15 protein-coding genes are annotated in these 20,247 nt (G+C 76.7%); all 15 read left to right on the plus strand.

Annotated features, from left to right (window positions below; all coding sequences use genetic code 11):
- Positions 1-59 precede the first annotated feature (59 nt).
- A complete protein-coding gene (locus WHI96_RS09985) occupies positions 60-1,670 on the plus strand; it encodes a UDP-N-acetylmuramoyl-L-alanyl-D-glutamate--2,6-diaminopimelate ligase (protein WP_345650531.1) in 1,611 nt (536 codons plus the stop codon).
- Positions 1,671-1,764: 94 nt separating this feature from the next.
- Positions 1,765-3,210, plus strand: coding sequence for a UDP-N-acetylmuramoyl-tripeptide--D-alanyl-D-alanine ligase (locus tag WHI96_RS09990; RefSeq protein ID WP_345650534.1), 1,446 nt, complete (start codon positions 1,765-1,767; stop codon positions 3,208-3,210).
- Positions 3,207-4,277, plus strand: coding sequence for a phospho-N-acetylmuramoyl-pentapeptide-transferase (gene mraY, locus WHI96_RS09995; protein ID WP_062404548.1), 1,071 nt, complete (start codon positions 3,207-3,209; stop codon positions 4,275-4,277). Before WHI96_RS09990 ends, mraY begins: the two co-directional genes overlap by 4 nt.
- Positions 4,274-5,692 carry a UDP-N-acetylmuramoyl-L-alanine--D-glutamate ligase gene (gene murD / locus WHI96_RS10000; protein ID WP_345650537.1) on the plus strand — a complete coding sequence of 473 codons (1,419 nt, stop codon included), beginning with the start codon at positions 4,274-4,276 and terminating at the stop codon, positions 5,690-5,692. Before mraY ends, murD begins: the two co-directional genes overlap by 4 nt.
- A complete protein-coding gene (ftsW, locus tag WHI96_RS10005) occupies positions 5,689-6,969 on the plus strand; it encodes a putative lipid II flippase FtsW (RefSeq protein WP_345650539.1) in 1,281 nt (426 codons plus the stop codon). Before murD ends, ftsW begins: the two co-directional genes overlap by 4 nt.
- A gap of 2,526 nt (positions 6,970-9,495) precedes the next feature.
- Entirely contained in the window at positions 9,496-10,572 is a 1,077-nt protein-coding gene (gene murG / locus WHI96_RS10010) for an undecaprenyldiphospho-muramoylpentapeptide beta-N-acetylglucosaminyltransferase (RefSeq protein WP_345650583.1), read from the plus strand.
- Positions 10,573-10,619: 47 nt separating this feature from the next.
- Positions 10,620-11,984: a UDP-N-acetylmuramate--L-alanine ligase gene (gene murC / locus WHI96_RS10015; RefSeq protein WP_425571673.1), complete on the plus strand. Its 1,365-nt coding sequence runs from the start codon at positions 10,620-10,622 to the stop codon at positions 11,982-11,984.
- Positions 11,985-12,018: 34 nt separating this feature from the next.
- Positions 12,019-13,053, plus strand: coding sequence for a cell division protein FtsQ/DivIB (locus WHI96_RS10020; RefSeq protein WP_345650545.1), 1,035 nt, complete (start codon positions 12,019-12,021; stop codon positions 13,051-13,053).
- A 224-nt stretch (positions 13,054-13,277) separates the two neighbouring features.
- Positions 13,278-14,684 (plus strand): cell division protein FtsZ, encoded by a 1,407-nt coding sequence (ftsZ, locus tag WHI96_RS10025; RefSeq protein WP_345650548.1) that lies wholly within the window; start codon positions 13,278-13,280, stop codon positions 14,682-14,684.
- Between the two features lie 5 nt (positions 14,685-14,689).
- Positions 14,690-15,472 carry a peptidoglycan editing factor PgeF gene (pgeF, locus tag WHI96_RS10030; protein ID WP_345650550.1) on the plus strand — a complete coding sequence of 261 codons (783 nt, stop codon included), beginning with the start codon at positions 14,690-14,692 and terminating at the stop codon, positions 15,470-15,472.
- A gap of 64 nt (positions 15,473-15,536) precedes the next feature.
- Entirely contained in the window at positions 15,537-16,295 is a 759-nt protein-coding gene (locus WHI96_RS10035; RefSeq protein ID WP_425571671.1) for a YggS family pyridoxal phosphate-dependent enzyme, read from the plus strand.
- A gap of 128 nt (positions 16,296-16,423) precedes the next feature.
- Positions 16,424-17,173 carry a cell division protein SepF gene (locus WHI96_RS10040; protein WP_345650554.1) on the plus strand — a complete coding sequence of 250 codons (750 nt, stop codon included), beginning with the start codon at positions 16,424-16,426 and terminating at the stop codon, positions 17,171-17,173.
- 3 nt (positions 17,174-17,176) lie between these two features.
- Complete coding sequence (locus WHI96_RS10045; protein WP_373324230.1) at positions 17,177-17,473, plus strand: YggT family protein; 297 nt, start codon at positions 17,177-17,179, stop codon at positions 17,471-17,473.
- 47 nt (positions 17,474-17,520) lie between these two features.
- Complete coding sequence (wag31, locus tag WHI96_RS10050) at positions 17,521-18,375, plus strand: DivIVA-like cell division protein Wag31 (protein ID WP_345650557.1); 855 nt, start codon at positions 17,521-17,523, stop codon at positions 18,373-18,375.
- An 87-nt stretch (positions 18,376-18,462) separates the two neighbouring features.
- Positions 18,463-20,040: a hypothetical protein gene (locus WHI96_RS10055; RefSeq protein WP_345650560.1), complete on the plus strand. Its 1,578-nt coding sequence runs from the start codon at positions 18,463-18,465 to the stop codon at positions 20,038-20,040.
- The last annotated feature ends 207 nt before the right edge of the window (positions 20,041-20,247 follow it).

Genomic DNA, 20,247 nt, shown 5'->3' on the forward strand with positions numbered 1-20,247 from the left:
GATCCGCGCTCGGCGGCGGGCCGGGTGGTGTGCAGGGCGACCGGACGGGGACGGGTGACGTGGCGGGATCCCTCGAGTCGCTGCCGGACCGCCCGTCGCAGGTGCGCCCGGTCGACGTCGCCCTGCTCGGTCGGCTCGCCGGCGCCGAGCTGAACCCGCGCACCGCGGGCAGCGGGCCCGGCCCGCTGCTCGACCCCGCGGCCGGACCGCACACCGTCACCGGCGCGACCCTGCGGGCGGGCTCGGTGCGCCCCGGCGACCTCTTCGCGGCCCTGCCCGGCGCCCGCGCCCACGGCGCCGACTTCGCCGCGCAGGCCGTCGCCGCGGGTGCCGGCGCGATCCTCACCGACGCCGCCGGCGCGGACCGCGCCGAGATCCGGCACTCCCGGCTCCCGGTGCTGGTGCACCCGAACCCGCGCGGGGTCCTCGGCCCGGTCTCGGCCGCCGTCTACGGCGAGCCCACCGCACGCCTGCGGGTGCTCGGGGTGACCGGCACCTCGGGCAAGACGACCGTCGCGCACCTGCTGGAGGCGGGCCTGACCGCCGCCGGGCGGGCCACCGGCCTGCTCGGCACCGTGCGGACCCGGGTCCAGGTCCCCGGTCACCCGGCCCGGGCGCTGCCCAGCGCGTTCACCACCCCCGAGGCACCGGACCTGCAGGCGCTGTTCGCGGTCATGGTCGAGGCCGGCGTGACCGACGTGGCGATGGAGGTCTCCAGCCACGCGCTCGCGCTCGGCCGGGTCGGCGGGTCCCGGTTCACCGCCGGGGCCTTCACCAACCTGTCCCAGGACCACCTGGACTTCCACCCCACGATGACCGACTACTTCGAGGCCAAGGCCCGGCTGTTCGGCGGCGGCGGGGCGGGCGTGGAGGCCGCGCGGCACGGCGTCGTCTGCGTCGACGACGAGTGGGGCCGCCGGCTGGCCGCCCGGCACGCCGACGCGGTCACCGTCTCCTCCGAGCCGGGCGGCCCGCACGCCACCTGGACGGTCCGCGACCTCACCGCGCACCCCGACGGCACCCAGACCTTCACCGCGGTCGGCCCCGGCGGGCTCGCGGTGCCGGTCACGCTGAGCCTGCCCGGCCGCTACAACGTCGCGAACGCGCTCGTCGCGCTGGCCGTGCTGGACGCCGACGGGATCGACCCCGAGGTGGCCGCGGCCGGGTTCGCCCGGGCGTCGGTGCCGGGCCGGATGCAGCGCGTCGACGCCGGTCAGCCCTGGCTGGGCGTGGTCGACTACGCGCACAAGCCGGCCGCCGTCGCCGCGCTGCTGGACGCCCTGCGCCGCCAGGTCCGCCCGCACGCGCGGGTGATCACCGTGCTCGGCTGCGGCGGGGACCGCGACACCGGCAAGCGCCCGCTGATGGGCGCCGCCGCCGCGATCCGGTCCGACGTGCTCGTCGTGACCGACGACAACCCCCGCAGCGAGGAGCCCGGCGCGATCCGCCGCGCGATGCTCGACGGCGCGTTCGGCGAGCCCGCCCGCGGTGACGTCATCGAGATCGGCGACCGGCGCAGCGCGATCGTCTACGCGGTCCGCTCGGCCCGCCCGGGCGACGCGGTGGTGGTCGCCGGCAAGGGCCACGAGGCCGGTCAGGAGATCAACGGCGTCAAGTACCCGTTCGACGACACCGACGAGCTGGTGGCGGCGATCCGGGCGGCGACGTGACGCGCCGCGGGGCGGCACGGCAGGGCGTGCCGGCACCCGGCACGGACCGCGCACGGGCAGGAGGACGGATCGGACCGGTGGAGGCGAGCGGGCGATGATCGAGATGACGCCGGCGGAGATCGCGGCCGTGACCGGCGGCCGCTTGCACCGCATCGACGAGGAGGCCGCCGCCGCGCCGGTCACCGCCGTCGAGTTCGACTCCCGGCGGATCGGGCCGGGCGGGCTGTTCCTGGCGCTGCCGGGGGAGCGGGCCGACGGCCACGACTTCGCCGCGCAGGCCGTCACCCGGGGCGCGACCGCGGTGCTGGCGGGCCGCGAGGTCGACGCCCCCGCGGTCGTCGTGCCGCCGGTCGAGGTCCGCGACGGCCACACCTACCTCGGTGCGGTCGACCCCGACGGGACCGGCGCCGCCGTCCTGGCCGGGCTGGGCCGCCTCGCCCGGCACGTGCTGGGCGCCCTGCCGGGGCTCGCCGTCGTCGGCGTGACCGGATCGGCGGGCAAGACCTCCACCAAGGACCTGCTGGCCGCGGTGCTGTCCCCGCTGGGGCCGACCGTCGCGCCGCCGGAGTCGTTCAACAACGAGCTCGGCACGCCGTACACGGCGCTGCGCGCCGACGCGGGCACCCGCAACCTCGTACTGGAGTTCTCCGCCCGCGGGATCGGCCACATCGCCGCGCTGTGCGCGGTCGCGCCACCGCGGATCGGGGTCGTGCTCAACGTCGGCTCCGCCCACCTCGGCGAGTTCGGGTCCCGCGCCGCGATCGCCACGGCCAAGGGCGAGCTGGTCGAGGCGCTGCCGCCGGGTGACCTGCCCGGCGGCCGGGGCGGCGTCGCCGTCCTCAACGCCGACGACGAGCTGGTCGCCGCCATGGCGACCCGCACCCCCGCCCGGGTCGTCACCTTCGGCCGCGCCGCGGACGCGCACGTGCGGGCCACCGACGTCGTCCTGACCGCGGGCCGGGCGTCGTTCCGGCTGGTCACCCCGGCCGGGTCGGCCGACGTCGCGCTGCGGCTGGTGGGGGAGCACCAGGTCTCCAACGCCCTCGCCGCCGCCGCGGTCGCCCTCGAGCTGGGCGGCACCCCGGACGGGATCGCGGCCGCGCTGTCCGCCGCGACGCCGGCCTCGCGCTGGCGGATGGAGGTCACCGACCGCGCCGACGGGGTGACCGTCGTCAACGACGCCTACAACGCCAACCCCGAGTCCGTCCGCGCCGCGATCGCCGCGCTCGCCCAGATCGCCGGTCCGGACCGCCGGGCCTGGGCGGTGCTCGGGCCGATGGCCGAGATCGGGGACGGCGCGGCCGCCGAGCACGCCGCGGCCGCGGAGAACGCCCGCGCCGCCGGGGCCCGGGTGGTCGCCGTCGGCGCACCCGACTACGGGCCGGGCGCCGAGCACGTCGCCGACGTGCCCGCCGCCCTGACCCTGCTGCGGGAGCGGACCCGCCCCGGCGACGTCGTGCTGGTCAAGGCCTCCCGCAGCGCCGGGCTGGAGCGGCTCGCCGCCGGCCTGCTGACGACCGAAGGACTGGTGTACCGGTGAGGGGCCTGTTCCTGGCCGCGGGTCTCGCGCTCGCGGTGTCGATCCTGCTCACCCCGTACCTGATCCGCTTCTTCGCGCGGCAGGGCTTCGGGCAGGAGATCCGCGAGGAGGGCCCGCAGAGCCACCAGTCCAAGCGCGGTACGCCGACGATGGGCGGCGTGGCGATCCTGCTCGCCATCTGGGTGGGCTACCTGGGCTCGCACGCGTTCACCCGGGAGCCGATCACGGCCTCGGCGCTGCTGGTGCTGTTCCTGACCACCGCGCTGGGCGTCGTCGGCTTCCTCGACGACTTCCTCAAGATCCGCCGCCAGCGCAACCTCGGCCTGAACAAGACCTCCAAGATCGTCGGCCAGGTCCTGACCGCGACGATCTTCGGGGTGCTCGCGGTGCGCTTCGTGAACGAGCGCAACCTCGCGCCCGCCTCGGAGAGCCTGTCGTTCGTCCGCGACATCACGGTGCTGAGCTTCGGCGTCGTCGGGTTCGTGCTGCTGTGCAATTTGATCGTCGCCGCCTGGTCGAACGCGGTGAACCTCACCGACGGCCTCGACGGCCTCGCCGCCGGTACCGCCGCGATGGTGCTCGGCACCTACGTGATCATCGCGTTCTGGCAGTTCCGCAACAACTGCGCGATCGCCGCGACCGCGGGCTGCTACGAGGTCCGCGACCCGCTCGACGTCGGCCTGGTCGCCGCCGCCGCGATGGGCGGCTGCATCGGGTTCCTCTGGTGGAACGCCGCCCCGGCCCGCATCTTCATGGGCGACACCGGGTCGCTCGCGCTGGGCGGCCTGCTCGCCGGGCTGTCCATGGTGACCCGCACCGAGCTGCTGCTCGTCGTCATCGGCGGCGTGTTCGTCGTCGAGGCGCTGTCGGTGTCGCTGCAGATCATCGTGTTCCGCACCTCGCGCCGCCGGCTGTTCCGGATGGCCCCGTTCCACCACCACTTCGAGCTCGCCGGATGGGCCGAGACGACCGTCATCATCCGGTTCTGGCTGCTCGCCGCGATCTGTGCGGCGATGGGGCTGGGCATCTTCTACTCCGAGTGGCTGTCCATGTCCGGGTCCGGGTGAGCGGCCCGTTCGGCGGGGACCCCGTCCTCGTCGCGGGGGCCGGTGTGTCCGGTCTCGCGGCCGCGACGGCCCTGGTGGACGCAGGGGCCCGGGTGCTCCTGTCCGACGACCGCGCCGACGCGCTGGCCGCGCTGCCCGACGGCGTCGAGCCGTGGCGTGGCGGCGGGATCCCCGAGGGGGTCCGCACCGTCGTCACCTCGCCCGGGCGCCGGCCGGACCACCCGCTGGTCGCCGAGGCCGCCGGGCTCGGCGTCGAGGTCATCGGGGAGCCCGAGCTCGCCTGGCGGCTCGGCGCGCTGCGCGACACACCGCCGTCCTGGCTGGTCGTGACCGGCACCAACGGCAAGACCACCACCACCGAGATGCTCGCCGCGATCCTCGCGCGCGCCGGGGTGGACGCCGTCGCCTGCGGCAACATCGGCCACCCGGTGGTCACCGCGGTCGCGGCGGGCCACGCGGTGCTCGCGGTCGAGCTGTCGAGCTTCCAGCTGCACTGGTCGCCGTCGGTGCGCCCGGCCGCCGGCGTGGTGCTCAACGTCGCCGAGGACCACCTGGACTGGCACGGCGGGATGGACGCCTACGCCGCGGCCAAGGCGCGCGCGCTGCGGGGCGACGTCGCGGTCGGCGGGGTCGACGACCCGGTGGCCGCACGGCTGCTCGGGGAGTCCCCGGCGCCGCGACGCGTCGGGGTCACCCTCGGCCCGCCCGGACCGGACCAGCTCGGCGTCGCCGACGGGGTGCTGACCGACCGCGCGTTCGGTGGCGGGGCGCTGCTCGACGCCGACGCCGTCGTCCCCCCGGGACCGCCCGGGGTCACCGACGCGCTCGCCGCGGCCGCGCTGGCCCGCGCGCACGGTGTCGACCCGGAGCACATCGGAGCCGCCCTGGCGGCGTTCACCCCCGGCCCGCACCGCAGCGCCCCGATCGGCGAGCACGCCGGTGTCACCTACCTCGACGACTCCAAGGCGACCAACCCGCACGCCGCCGGGGCCGCGCTGGCCGCCGTCGCCGCCCGGCGGCCCGGTGCCCGCGCCGTCTGGGTGGTCGGCGGGCTGCTCAAGGGCGTCGACCCGGCCGAGCTCGGCCTGCTCGCCGCCGCGCACGCCGACCGGCTGGCGGGGATCGTCGTGATCGGGACGGACCGGACACCGATCGTCGAGGCGCTGACGCGACACGCGCCCGACCTCCCGGTCGAGGAGGTCGCGCCGGGACACGATGGTCCGATGGCGCCCTCCGACCTGCAGGACCCGATGCCGGCCGCGGTCCGCCGCGCGTCCGGCCTGGCCCGCCCCGGCGACGTCGTGCTGCTCGCCCCGGCCGCCGCCTCGATGGACCAGTTCCGCGACTACGCCCACCGCGGCGACGCGTTCGCCGCCGCCGTCGCCGGTCTGGCCGCCGCCGGGGCGTCCCGGTGAGCCCGGCCGCGCCGGACCGCACGCTCGGGCAGGCCGCCGTCACCGGCACCCGCGGAGCCGTGCGGCGGCTGCGGCGCTGGCTGCGCCGCCCGCTGACCTCGCTGCACCTCATCCTCGGCGTCTTCGGGCTGCTGACCCTGTTCGGGCTGGTGATGGTGCTGTCGGCGTCGTCGGTCGGCGACGGCTCGTCGTACTCGGTGTTCACCCGCCAGCTGATGTTCTGCGCGGTCGGGCTGGTGCTGTTCTACGTGGGTCTGCGGGTCCCCCCGCGCCGCCTGCGCGCCGCGGCACCGGTGCTGCTGATCATCGGCCTGGTCGCGCTGGTCCTGGTGCTGATCCCGGGGATCGGCGCGGTGCGCGGCGGCGCCCGGTCCTGGTTCGCGTTCGGCCCGGTCTCGTTGCAGCCGTCGGAGGGCGTGAAGATCGCGCTGACCCTGTGGGGCGCCCACGTGCTCGCCGCCCGCCGCGCGGTGATGCACCGCTGGAAGCACGCCCTCAACCCGGTCGTCCCGGTCACGCTGGTGATCTTCACGCTGCTCGTGCTGGAGCCCGACCTCGGCATGACGATCTCGGTCGGGATCATCATGTTCGCGCTGCTGTACTTCGGCGGCGCCCCGGTGAAGCTGCTCGCGCTGATCGCGGGCGGCGGTCTGGCCGGTGCGGTGATCCTCGGGCTGACCGCCGGGTACCGTGCCAGCCGGATCACCGCGTTCCTGTCCTCGTCGGCGGACCCGCTGGGCCCGGCCTACCAGGCGACGCAGGCGCTGTACGCGCTCGCCGACGGCGGCCTGTTCGGCGTCGGCCTCGGCCAGGGCCGGGCGAAGTGGGACTACCTGCCCAACGCCCACAACGACTTCATCTTCGCGATCATCGGCGAGGAGCTGGGCCTGGTCGGGGCGGGTGCGGTGCTCGCGCTGTTCGCGACGCTGGCCTACACCGGCATGCGGATCGCCGCCCGCAACACCGACCCGTGGCTGCGGATCGTCGTCGCGACGTCGACGGCCGGCCTGGTCGTGCAGGCGTCGATCAACATCGGGTACGTCGTGGGACTGCTGCCGGTGACCGGGCTGCAGCTCCCGCTGATCTCCTCCGGCGGCACCTCGCTGGTGGTGACCATGTTCCTGTTCGGGCTGCTCACGAACGCGGCCCGGCACGAGCCGGAGGCGGTCGCCGCGCTCCGGAAGGACGGGCAGGGGCGGCTGGCGAAGCTGCTGCGCCTGCCGTTGCCGCAGCCCTACCGCGCACCGGCACCGGTGTCGCGGTGGGCGGCGCGCTAGGGCGCTCCCACTCCGGGTGGGAGCGGACACGACGGACGACGCAAGGGGCACGAGAGCGTGACGGGTACGGATCAGACCGGCGGGAACGACGGCACCGGCTCGGGCCGGGAGCCCGGCCGGCGTCCGACCATGGGCGGCCGTGCTCCCGGGCCCCACGAGGTCCGGCCGGACGGTGTGGTCTTCGGCGGCCCGGACGGGGCGGGTGGCACGGGCGGTCGCCCGGCCTGGCCTGCGGAGTCCCCGTCGGGCGCCGACCTGTTCGGCGCCCCCTCGCAGTCCTCGCCGCAGTCCTCGCCGCAGTCCTCGCCGCAGTCCGAGCCGCAGTCCGCGGCCCCGCGTTCCGCTGCTCCGGAGTCCTCGTCGGCGCAGCCGTCCACGGAGCCGGGGGAGGCGCCGGGTCCGCGTGGTCCGCAGCGGCTGCCCGGTACCGGGTGGGACCCGCACGCGCAGTCCCGCCGCCCGGGTCCCGCCCCGCGCAGCGGGGACGGGCCGCAGGGGACGAACGGTGTCGCGCACGGCGACCGCGGCGCGGCCCGGCCGGCGGACGGCGCCGCGCACGAGGACGTCGGGCCCGACCGCGCCGACCGCCACGACGGCCCGCGCACCGACGTCCCGCGGAACGGCGTCGCACGCAACGGTGCCGATCGCCACGACGCCCCGCACAACGGTGTCCCGCACAACGGTGTCCCGCGCAACGGGACCCCGCAGAGCGCCGCCCCCCAGAACGGCGCCCCCCAGAACGGCGCCCCGCGCAACGGTGTTCCCCAGAACGGCGCCCCCCAGAACGCCACCCCGCGCAACGGTGTCCCGCGCGGCGCTGCCGAGGGCGGGGACCAGGGCGTTCCGCAGGGCCCGAACGGCGTGTCGCACGGACCGGACGGCGTCGCCCCGGACGGTGGGGCGCGTGGCCTGAACGGCGCACCGCGCTCCGCCGACGATGCCGGACAGCAGCCGGGCGGCCTGCCGCGCCGCCGGCCCGGGGGACCGGTGCCGCCCGGAGCGATGCCGTCGCGTCCCGGTGCGGCCGACGACCTGTTCACCCCCCGTGGGAGCACCGGACGCAGCGGCCCGGACCCGACCCGGGCCGGTGCCCCGGCGAACGGCATGCCGCGCACCGGCCCGGGGGAGGACGGCCCCGCCGCCGACCCCGCACCCGCCGGTCCGGGGCCGCACGTCCCCGGCACGCCGGCGACGGACACCGGACCCACCGTCGCCACGCCGCACGCCACCGGACCGCACGCGGCGGCCCCGCACGGCGCCGGTGTGAACGGTGCTGCGCCTTCCGGCGCCGGTACCGACGGCACCCGGGCTCCCGGCGGCCGCAGCGACGCCGCCACCGGCGGGGACACGGTCGACACGACCGGACCGGACGCCGGGACCGGCCCGCAGCAGCCCGTCGCCGACGGCCGGGGCACCGCAGCGGCCGAGGACCCCACGGCGACCGACCCCGGTCGGAGCACCCCGCAGCAGCCCGGCCCGCAGGAGCCCCGGCGGACCGGCCCGGCGACCCCGGGTCCGGAGTCCACCGGATCCACCCCGGCCCGCCGCGCGCAGGCGGCCCCCGGCGAGCCGCCGACCGTCGCGCACCCCGCGGGCGACGCCGCCGGGCTCCCGGCCGCCGCCTCGGCGGACGCGCCGTCGGGCACCGGTCGGCAGCAGGCCCGGACCCCGTCGGCCCCGCAGCAGCGCCCGGCCCAGCTCGGCGAGCGCGAGCACGCCGGCGTCACCGCCACCGGTCCGCAGAGCGGGCCCGAGCCGGGCGCGCTGTCGGCGACCGGCCCCCGTGGTCCGGTCCCGTCGCACGGCCGGTTCGCCCCCGGCCCGTACGCGCCCGGACGTCCCGGCGCCGGTCCCCGCGGCCCGGTCCCCGGTGGCCCCGGCCCGCAGCAGTTCGGGCGTCCCGGCCCGGCGGGCCCGAACGCCCTGACCGGCACCGGCCCGCACCAGCCCACCGCCCCCGGGCAGCAGGGCCCCGGGCAGCAGGGCCCCGGACAGCAGGGCCCCGGACAGCAGGGCCCCGGATCGCAGGGCCCCGGCACCGCCGGCCCGGGTCCGCAGGGTCCCGGCACCGCCGGCCCGGGTCCGCAGGGTCCCGGTCCGCAGGCGCCGGGTCAGCAGGGTCCCGGACGCCAGGGGCCCGGGTACGCGGGCCCCGCCCGGCCGGGTCCCGCGGGAACCGGCCCGTTCCGCCCGGTCGGCCCGGGCGGGTTCGGTCCGGCCAACCCCGGCACCCCCGGGCCGTACGGCCCCGGCGGACCCGGTGCACCCGGGTGGCAGGGCCCCGGTGGCCCGGTCGTACCCGGACCGCAGGGCCCGGGTAACCCCCAGGGCCCCGGCGGCCCGCAGCCCCACGGCCTCCAGGGGCCCGGCCTCCAGGGACCCGGCCCCCGGCCGAACGGCCCGCAGCAGAATCCGCAGGGCGACGGCGTGCCCGGACCCGGCGCGCCCGGCCCCACGGGCCCCGACGCCACCCGCAACGTCGGCCCCGCCACCACGCGACCCGCGGGGGAGCAGGCGCCCGCACCGGTGCGGGGCGGCCTGTCGGTCGTCGTCGCCGGGGGCGGGTCGGCGGGGCACATCGAGCCCGCACTGGCCGTCGCCGACGCGATCCGGCGGCTCGTCCCGGGCGCCCGGGTCACCGCGCTCGGCACCGAGAAGGGCCTCGACACCCAGCTGATCCCGGCCCGCGGCTACCCGCTCGAGCTGATCCCGCCGGTGCCGCTGCCCCGCAAGCCCACCGCCGACCTGTTCAAGCTCCCCGGCAACGTCCGGGGCGCGGTGAAGCGGGTCCGGGAGGTGCTCGAGGCGGCCGAGGCCGACGTCGTCGTCGGGTTCGGCGGGTTCGTCTCGCTGCCCGCCTACCTCGGCGCCCGCAGCCGGGTGCCGATCGTCGTGCACGAGGCCAACGCCCGCGCCGGGCTCGCGAACAAGGTCGGTGCGCGGTTCGCCTCCGCCGTCTGCGTCGCGGTGCCCGGCACCGGGCTCGCGAACGAGGAGGTGGTCGGGATGCCGCTGCGCCGTTCGATCACCACCCTGGACCGGGCGTCGCTGCGGCCGGAGGCCCGGACGTACTTCAACCTCCCGCCGCACGGCCCGGTGCTGCTGGTCTTCGGCGGCTCCCAGGGCGCCCGGACCCTGAACGAGGCGGTCGCCGAGTCCCTGCCCGCCTTCACCGAGCGGGGGATCTCGGTCCTGCACGCGTACGGGAAGAACGGCACCCCCGCCGACCCGCGGCCCGGCTACGTGCCGGTGCCCTACATCGAGCGGATGGACCTCGCCTACGCCGCCGCGGACGTCGTCCTCGGCCGGTCGGGCATGACCACCGTCGCCGAGCTCACCGCCGTCGGGCTGCCCGCGGTGTACGTGCCGCTGCCGCACGGCAACGGTGAGCAGGCGCTCAACGCCCGCCCGGTCGTCGAGGCCGGGGGCGGCAAGCTCGTGCAGGACGAGGACATGAACGGCGAACGCGCGATCGACGAACTGATGCCGATGCTCACCGACCCCGACCTGGCCCTCGCGATGGGCCGCCGTGCCCGCGCCGCCGGGCACGGCGAGGCCGACGAGAAGATCGCCCGCATCGTCATGGAGGTGGCGGGCCGGTGAGCGTGCTCTCCGACCACGTCCACCTCATCGGGATCGGCGGCGCCGGGATGAGCGGGATCGCGCGGATCCTGCTCGCCCGCGGAGCGACCGTCTCCGGGTCCGACGCGCGGGACTCCCGCACGGTCACCGCGCTGCGTGCGCTCGGCGCCCGCGTCGAGATCGGGCACGACGCCGGCCACCTGCGCCACGACGGCGAGACCCCGCCGACCGTGGTCGTCTCCACCGCGATCCGGGGGACCAACCCGGAGCTGGCCGCCGCCCGCGAGCGCGGCTACGACGTCGTCCACCGGGCGGTCGCACTGGCCGCGCTCACCGAGGGACGGCGGCTGGTCGCCGTCGCCGGGACGCACGGCAAGACCTCGACGACGTCGATGGTCACCGTCGCCCTGCAGCACGCCGGCGCCGACCCGTCGTTCGCCATCGGCGGCGACCTGTCGGTGTCCGGGTCGGGCGCCCACCACGGCAGCGGCGACGTGTTCGTCGTCGAGGCCGACGAGAGCGACGGGTCGTTCACCGCGTTCGCCCCGTCGGTCGCGATCGTCACCAACGTCGAGCCCGACCACCTCGACCACCACGGCGACGAGGCCGCCTACCGGGCGGTGTTCGCGCGGTTCCTGGAACGGCTCGTCCCCGGCGCGACTCTCGTCGCCTGCGCCGACGACCCGGGATCCGCCGAGGTCGCGGTGCGGGCGGAGGAGTCGGGCGTCACCGTGCTGCGCTACGGCCGCACCGCGACCGGCCCGCGCGACGCCCGGCTGCTCGAGTTCACCCCGGACGGCACCGGCTGCCGCGCGCGGTTCCGCACCGGCGACGTCGAGCACGAGCTCACCCTCGGCGTCCCGGGTGAGCACATGGTCCTCAACGCGCTCGGCGCGTTCCTCGCCGGCGTCGCCGTCGGGACCGACCCCGCCGTGCTGCTGGAGGGTCTCGCCGGGTTCGGCGGGGTGCAGCGCCGGTTCGAGTTCAAGGGCCGCGCCCGCGGCGTGTCGGTCTACGACGACTACGCCCACCACCCCACCGAGGTCGCCGCCACCCTGCGCGCCGCCCGCGAGGCCGCGCCGGTCCGGGACGGCCGACGCGGCCGCGTCCTGGTCGCGTTCCAGCCGCACCTGTACTCCCGCACCCGGCTGTTCGCCGCCGAGTTCGGCGCGTCGCTGTCGCTGGCGGACGAGGTGATGGTCCTCGACGTCTACGGTGCCCGGGAGGATCCCGAACCCGGCGTCGGTCCGGCGCTCATCACCGACGCGGTGACGTTGCCGGCCGGGCGGGTGCACCGCGCCCCCTCGTGGGAGCGGACACCCGCGGCGATCGCCGCGCTCGCGGCCGACGGCGACGTCGTGATCACCATGGGCGCCGGCGACGTCACCGCGCTCGGGCCGGAGATCCTGCGGGAGCTCGCCGGCGAGGGGTGAGCGCGCGACACGGCGGCGGCACAGCGGGGGCACGATGAGCAGCGACGAGCAGGACACCGGCGACGACCGGGCCCGGGACGGTGCCCGCTCGCCGGGCCGCCGTGACCCCGAGCAGGAGCGGCGCGCCGCCGACCGCGCCCGTCGCCTCCGGGAGCGCCGCGCCGCCGAACGCCGAGCCGCCGGGACCCCCACCGCCGACGCCGACGACCCCGCCGACCCCGCCGTCGCCGACGACCCCGCCGTCGCCGACGACCGGGCCGCCGACACCGACGAGGCGGCCGGGCCGGCGGGCCGGGGGAGCGGACGCGGCGCGGCCGCCGCCGTCCGGGAGCGCACCGCGGCCCGCGCGGCCGAACGGTCCCGCAGCCGCGACCCCCGCTACCGGCGCCGTCGCCTCGTCGCACTGCTGGCCACCGCCGCCGTCGTGCTCCTCGGGGTGTCCGCGGCCGGCTGGTGGGCGCTGGGCCGGTACGGCCCCCCGGTGGCCACCGTGCGGGTCGACGGCACCCGCCAGATCCCCGTCCGCGACGTCGAGGACGCCGCGGGCGACCAGACCGGTGTGCCGCTCGCCGCGGTCGACACCGACGGCGTCGCCGCCCGCGTGTCGGCCATCCCGGGCGTCGCCGCGGTGGAGGTCGACCGGTCCTGGCCGGACACCCTGGTGGTGGCCGTGACCGAACGCACCCCGGCCGCGCTGCTCGACACCCCGGACGGACCGAAGCTCGTCGACGTCACCGGGTTCGTCTACCGCGACGCCCCGCCCGACGTGCGGCTGCCCCGGCTGCAGCTGCCGCGCGTCGCCCCGGACGACCCCGCGACCCTCGCCGCGGTCGGCGTCCTGCAGGCACTGCCGGTCCCGGTCCGCGACCAGGTGCAGACGCTGTCGCTCGGCGGCGGCGGATCCACCGTCGAGCTGGGGCTGACCGAGGACAGGCGCGTCCTGTGGGGCCCGTGGGCGGACACCGACCAGACCGCCGCCCGGGCCCGCGTACTCGGGCCGGTGCTGCAGCGCGAGGGCGCCGTCTACGACGTCTCCAGCCCGTCGCTGGTCACCGTCCGGCAGCGCTGACCCGCCGCACCCGGCCCGATGGTTGCGGCGGGTGACCGTCCGACGACCGTGCGGGTTTCCACCGGCGGCGAGGTCGAACCACCCGGGCGGGGTGTTGTCCTCGTGCGGCGCGCCTGCTGGACCCGGGCACCGCAATCCACTTAGCGTGCGCACCCGAAGGCCCGGGGCACCCGGAGCTTGACCCACCCGAACCCCGGACCCCGAGCGACTGGAAGGTGCCGCGCATGACGCCCCCGCACAACTACCTGGCAGTGATCAAGGTGGTCGGCATCGGTGGCGGCGGCGTCAACGCCGTCAACCGGATGATCGAGGTCGGCCTCAAGGGCGTCGAGTTCATCGCGGTGAACACCGACGCCCAGGCCCTCCTCATGTCCGACGCCGACGTGAAGCTCGACATCGGTCGCGAGCTGACCCGCGGCCTCGGTGCCGGTGCCAACCCCGAGGTCGGGGGCAAGGCCGCCGAGGACCACGCCGAGGAGATCGAGGAGGTCCTCAAGGGGGCCGACATGGTCTTCGTCACCGCGGGCGAGGGCGGCGGCACCGGCACCGGCGGCGCACCCGTCGTCGCGTCGATCGCCCGCAAGCTCGGCGCGCTGACCATCGGTGTCGTCACCCGCCCGTTCACCTTCGAGGGGCGCCGTCGCGCCGGGCAGGCCGAGGAGGGCATCCAGGCGCTCCGCAACGAGTGCGACACCCTCATCGTCATCCCGAACGACCGGCTGCTGCAGCTCGGCGACGTCGGCGTCTCGCTGATGGACGCCTTCCGCTCCGCCGACGAGGTGCTCCTCTCCGGTGTGCAGGGCATCACCAACCTGATCACCACCCCCGGCCTGATCAACCTGGACTTCGCCGACGTCAAGTCGGTCATGTCCGGTGCCGGGTCGGCGCTGATGGGAATAGGGTCCGCACGCGGTGAGGGCCGCGCGGTGCAGGCCGCCGAGAAGGCGATCAACTCGCCGCTGCTCGAGGCCTCGATGGACGGCGCGCAGGGTGTGCTGCTGTCGATCGCGGGCGGGTCGGACCTCGGCCTGTTCGAGATCCACGAGGCGGCGTCGCTGGTCCAGGAGGCCGCGCACCCCGAGGCGAACATCATCTTCGGCACCGTGATCGACGACTCGCTCGGCGACGAGGTGCGGGTCACCGTGATAGCGGCCGGTTTCGAGGGCGGCACGCCGACCCACAAGAAGCTCGAGCCCGCCGTGTTCTCCCGCGGCACCCAGAAGCCCGCCGAGCCCGCTCCGCAGGCCGCGCCGCCCGCGGCGCCGCAGCAGGCCGAGCAGACCCAGCAGCACCACACCCAGCAGCACCAGGGCCAGCAGCCGCAGGGCCAGTCCCGCTGGGCCGCGACGACCGCGACCACCCCGTCGGCGCCGCACCTGCCCGCCACCACGCCGGCGCCCGAGCGCACCGGCGTACTGCCGCCCGCGCAGCCCACCGCCCCGGCTCCGCGCCAGGGCGACACCCAGCACCACGGCGGCGACGGCGCGTCCGTCCCGAGCGGTCCCACGTCCGCGCCGGCCCCGCCGACGTCGGCCCCGGCCCAGCACGGGACCGTCGGCGGGAACCCCGCGGCGCGTCCGGCCGAGCCGGTCGAGGACGAGGTGGACGTCCCGCCGTTCATGCGGCGCTGACCCGCGTGCGGGACTCACCGACACCGGCCACGGCGGCCCGCGCGGGCGGCACCCGCCGCGCGCGGATCCGCCGGGTCACCACCACCCGGGCCGGTGGCCGGTCCGAGGGCCCGTTCACCTCGTTCAACCTGTCGTCCGGGGTCGGGGACGACCCGGCCGCGGTGACCGGGAACCGGGCCCGCGTCGTGCGCGAGCTCGGCCTGTCCGGGCTGGTGTTCCTGAACCAGGTCCACGGCCGCGACGTCGCCGTGCTGCGCGAGCCCCCGCGGGCCCGCCCCGGCACCGGAGGCGTCGCCCCGGACATCGCCGACGTCGACGCCGTCGTCACCGACGTGCCGCTGCTGGGCGTCGCGGTGCTCGCGGCCGACTGCGTGCCGGTGCTGCTCGGCGACCCGGTCGCCGGCGTCGTCGGGGCGGCCCACGCGGGCCGCGTCGGCGCGGCGGCGGGCGTCGTCGACGCCGTCGTGACCGAGATGACGGCACTGGGCGCGCAGCCCGCTCGGCTGGAGGTCCTGCTCGGACCGTCGGTCTGCGGCCGCTGCTACGAGGTGCCCCCGGCCATGCGCGCCGAGGTCGACGCCGCGCTGCCGGGCAGCGCGTCCACCACCCGCACCGGGACCGCCGGTCTGGACCTGCGCGCGGGCCTCACCCGCCGCCTCGCCGACCTCGGCGTCACGAAGGTCGCGACCGACCCGCGCTGCACCGTCGAGGACCCGGACCTGTTCAGCCACCGCCGCGACGGCCGCTGCGGCCGCCAGGCCGCCCTCACCTGGCTCGACCCGCGCTGACCGGCGCCCCGGTCCGGCGATCCACGCCACGCGGGGCTCGCGGGCGCCCGCGCGGGCGGGAACGATGGACGCCGTGTCCGATCCCCGTACCCCCACCGCCGACCGCGTCGGCGAACTGACCGACCGACTGGCCGCCGTCCGCGAGCGGGTGGCCGACGCCTGCCGCGCCGCCGGCCGCGATCCCTCCGAGGTCGGGCTGCTCGCCGTCACCAAGACGATCCCGGCCGCCGACGTGGCCGCGCTGGTCGACCTCGGGCTGGACGCCTTCGCCGAGAACCGCGCGCAGGAGGCGGCCGTCAAGGTGGAGGAGGTCCGGGCCCTGCGCCCGGACGCCGCCCCGGACTGGTACTTCGTCGGCGGGCTGCAGCGGAACAAGGCACGGACGGTGCTCCCGTGGGTGACACGGATCGACTCCGTCGACTCGCCCCGGCTGGCCCGCGCGATCGACAAGGAGGTCGCGAAGGCCCGCGACGCGGGGGAGCGCGACGGCCCGCTGCCGGTGCTCGTGCAGTACAGCGTCGACGGCGACGCCGACCGCGGCGGCGTCGCCCCGGACGGGCTCGTCGCGCTGACGGACCTGGTCACGGAGCTGCCGGGGCTGGAACTGGCCGGGCTGATGGCCGTCGCGCCGCTGGGCTGGGAGCCCGACGCGGCGTTCGGACGGATCGCCGAGGCGCACCGGGAGACCGTCGGACGGCACCCCGGGGCGACGGTCCTGTCGGCCGGGATGAGCGGGGACCTGGAGTCGGCGATCGGTCACGGATCGACGGTGGTGCGTGTCGGTACGGCCCTTGTGGGGGATCGGCGGATAGCCTCCGAGTAATCGCTGGTGGGTGTGGGTACTGAGCAGGTGGCGGGCACCGCACCGCCGGCGAGACCGTCGCCAGAACGCGGGGTGCGCGTGCGGTTGGGACGCGTACGGAGTCGAGCAGTACTGCGAGGGGACAGCGGATGAGCGCGATGTACCGGCTGAAGGCGTACTTCGGCATGGTCCCGGCCGACGAGATGGACTATGTGGACGAACCGGATCACTACCGGGGCGGCCACGAGCACCACGCCGGCCCGCGCGGTGACCGTTGGTCCGCCGGGGCCGGTCGGTTCGCCGACCAGGCGTCCTACGACGACGACCGCTACGAGACCGCGGTCCGTTACGAGGACGGATGGGGCGCCCGCCCGGCGCGGGAGACCCTCCGTCCGGCGCGCGCCGTGCGGCAGGATCCACGCGGTGAGCGGGAGACGCTCGGGCTGGTCCCGGAGCGCGGGAGCCTCCCCACACCCCTCGGAGGGGGCGCGGGAGCGGCCGTCCGCGGGGCGCTGGCGATGGACCCGGAGAGCCTCCGGGGCCCGGCCCGCGAGGAGCGGAGCGAGCCCGTCGTGGCCCCCGCGCCGGTGCCGGAGCAGCGCGACCGGGCCGCCACGGGACCGGCGTCGATCACGACGCTGCACCCCCGCAGCTACAACGAGGCCCGCACCATCGGCGAGCGCTACCGCGACGGTGTGCCCGTCATCATGAACCTCACGGATCTGGACGGCGCGGCCGCGAAACGCCTGGTGGACTTCGCCGCGGGCCTGGCGTTCGCCCTGCGCGGGAGCATCGACAAGGTCACCGACCGGGTGTTCCTCCTCACGCCGGCCGACGTCGAGGTCTCCGCGGACGACGCGCGGAGGCTCGCCGAGCGCGGAGCTTTCCGACAGGATTGAGTCGTGGCCGACCCGATCCTGACGCTGATCTACTACGTCCTGTTCTTCTTCTGGCTGCTGCTCGCGGCCCGCATCGTCGTCGAGATGGTCCGGTCGTTCGCGCGCCAGTGGCGACCCGCCGGAGCGCCCGCCGTGGCGCTCGAGGTCGTCTTCACCGTGACCGACCCTCCGGTCAAGTTGCTGCGGAGAGTGATCCCCGTGGTCCGTATCGGAGGCGTAGGACTGGACCTGTCGATTATGGTTCTGTTGCTGGTGGTGTTCATCTCGATGAGCGCCGTCAGATCACAGCTCCTGGGATGAGCCCCAGTCACCCGGGAGTGCCGCCGAGGACCGCATGAGGTGATCCGATGCCGCTGACGCCCGCCGACGTTCATAACGTCGCGTTCAGCAAACCCCCGATCGGGAAGCGGGGTTACAACGAGGACGAGGTCGACGCCTTCCTCGATCTGGTCGAGGCCGAACTGGCCCGGCTGATCGGGGAGAACGACGACCTGCGCGACCAGGTCGCGCAGCTGGAGCAGCGTCTCGGCGATGCCGAGGCCGACCTGGAGGAGGCACGGAGCCAGTCGGCTCCGGCGCAGACCCAGGCCCTGGCCGCCTCCCCGTCGCCGATGGGCCGTGGTGCGGGTGCTCCCGCGCCGCAGCTGGCCGGTGCCGGCCCCGCCGATGCCGACGGCGGTGACCACCACGTGCAGGCCGCCAAGGTCCTGGGCCTCGCCCAGGAGATGGCGGACCGCCTGACCGCGGAGGCCAAGAACGAGGCCGACACGATGCTGTCGGACGCCCGGAACAAGTCCGAGCAGCTCCTGTCGGACGCCCGGACGAAGGCCGACGGCCTGGTCAACGACGCACGTTCGCGTGCCGAGACCATGCTCAACGACGCCCGCACGCGGGCCGAGACGCTCGAGCGCCAGTCGCGCGAGAAGGCGTCCGGCCTGGTCAGTGAGGCCGAGCGCAAGCAGAACGAGATCATGGGCGCGATCCAGCGCGACAAGTCCGTTCTGGAGAAGAAGATCGACGAGCTCCGGACCTTCGAGCGGGAGTACCGCACCCGCCTGAAGACCTACCTGGAGTCGCAGCTGCGTGACCTGGAGGGTCGCGGTTCCGCTGCCCCGTCGGACGGCACCGGTGCCACCAGGTCGGGCTCGAACGGCGGGTACGCCGCCTCCGGGTACGGCCAGCGAGCCGACACCGGGAGCTGACCGCCCACGGCGCCGCGGAGGCGCCGGGGACGACCGACGACGACCGGGTAGCGGACAGGTGCCGCTGCCGACCGACGGAGTTCGCCGATGCTGGTGCTGGTCCTGATCCTCGTGGTCATCGCGCTGGTGCTGCTGCTCGCAGGATGGTTCCTGCACGTGGTGGCACTGGCGTGGACATCGGTGGTCATCAGCCTGATCGCGGGCCTGGTGCTCGCCTACGACTGGTGGCAGACCCGTGCCGCGGTGAAGGCCGGTGACCGGGCGGAGGCCGACGCCTCCGGACGTGGCACCGGTGCCCCTGCGACGCCGGACCGGGCCGACCGGGCCGACATGGAGGCGCGCTACGGCGCCGACATGGAGCCGGCGACGCAGGTCCTACCGGTCGTCCGACCGGACGGCGGCGCGGCCTCGGGTACGCCCGAGGCGGCGCAGAACGCGACCGACCGGACCATCCAGATGCCGGTCGTCAGGCCGTCCGGCTCTGTGGAGCGACCGCCCGGCGCATCTCGATCGGGTGGACTTTCGTCACACACGGTGACTGATTCCGAGGCCGTGGACGCGGCCGACCCGAGTGGGGTGGCCGCGTCGCACGCGGGCGCCCCGGCGGGTCCGGAGGCGTCGGCGGGACCGGACGGGGAGGACGGTGCGGGTCGTGGCGGCGATCCGGCACGGTCCGGCCCCGCCGAGCCCGGCACCCCCGGTGCCGCGGAGCCGCCCGCCGAGGCGACGACGCGGACGGCCGACTCGCGGCCGACCGGGGCCGGCGCCGCGGGGACGACGTCGGCCGTGACGGCGGCAGCCACGGGTGCGGTCGCCGCCGGGGCGGTCGGTGCCGTGGCGGCCGGACGCGACAGCGGGTCGGGCGCCGACCCGGCAGCACGCTCCGGTGGCCACGACGGCGCCGACGACCCGGGCTTCGGCTCGGGGTCGGGCACCGGCTCGGGCGGCACCGTCGCGGGCACCCAGCCCGCGGCCGGATCCGACCGGCCGGACATCCCGGAGGATCCCGGACCCTCCGACACGACCACCGCGACCCGTACCCCGGGCGCGACGGACACGACCACCGCGAACGGAGTTCCGGGAGCGGCGGACACGACCACGGCGGACCACGCCCCGGGAGCGGCGGACGCGACCACCGCGACCCGCACCCCCGGAGCGGCCGACGCCACCACGGCGACCCGCGCCGCGGGCGCGCCCGGTGGCCCGGGCGGGGGCAGCCCCGGCGGACCGGCCGGAGCGGGCGGCCCGTCCGGCGCAGGCCTTCCCGACGCCGCCGCGCCCGCGGTCGCCGCCGCCGCGGGATCCGGCGCCCCGGCCGACGACACCCGGGCCGGGACACCCGCGGGCACGCCCGCCGGATCCGGCGCGGACACGAACGGCACCCCGGCCGACACCGGCGGGGCCGACGCGCCCACCGGGACGGACGGCGACTCCCCGGAGGAGCCGCGTGACCCGACCCTCGCCGCGCTCGCCGCGCGCCTGCCCGACGAGGTGCTCGTCATCGACGAACACCCCCGCTACCACGTGCAGACCTGCCGGGCCCTCACCGGACGCCCGGTGATCCCGCTGCCCGTCAGCGAGGCCGTCGAGCTCGGGTTCACCCCGTGCGGCTGGTGCGCACCGAACCGGACCCTCGGCGAGCGCCACCCCGCCCAGGCCCGCTGACCAGCAGCGGGGGCGCGCCCCACGGAATAACGGGGTGCGCCTGCGCGCTACCCTGGTCCCACAGGCACTGATCCGGCAATCACCGGGGAGCCTCCGGAAGAAACGGCCCCGGGCCGGAGTAGAACCGGACGGGTGCGGCCCGTCATCGCCGTCGAACGAGTGGCCCGTGCACCCGTGCACGGGCAAGCGGGGTGGTACCGCGGCACG

The sequence above is a fragment of the Pseudonocardia tropica genome (assembly GCF_040105315.1).
GTDB lineage: Bacteria > Actinomycetota > Actinomycetes > Mycobacteriales > Pseudonocardiaceae > Pseudonocardia > Pseudonocardia alni.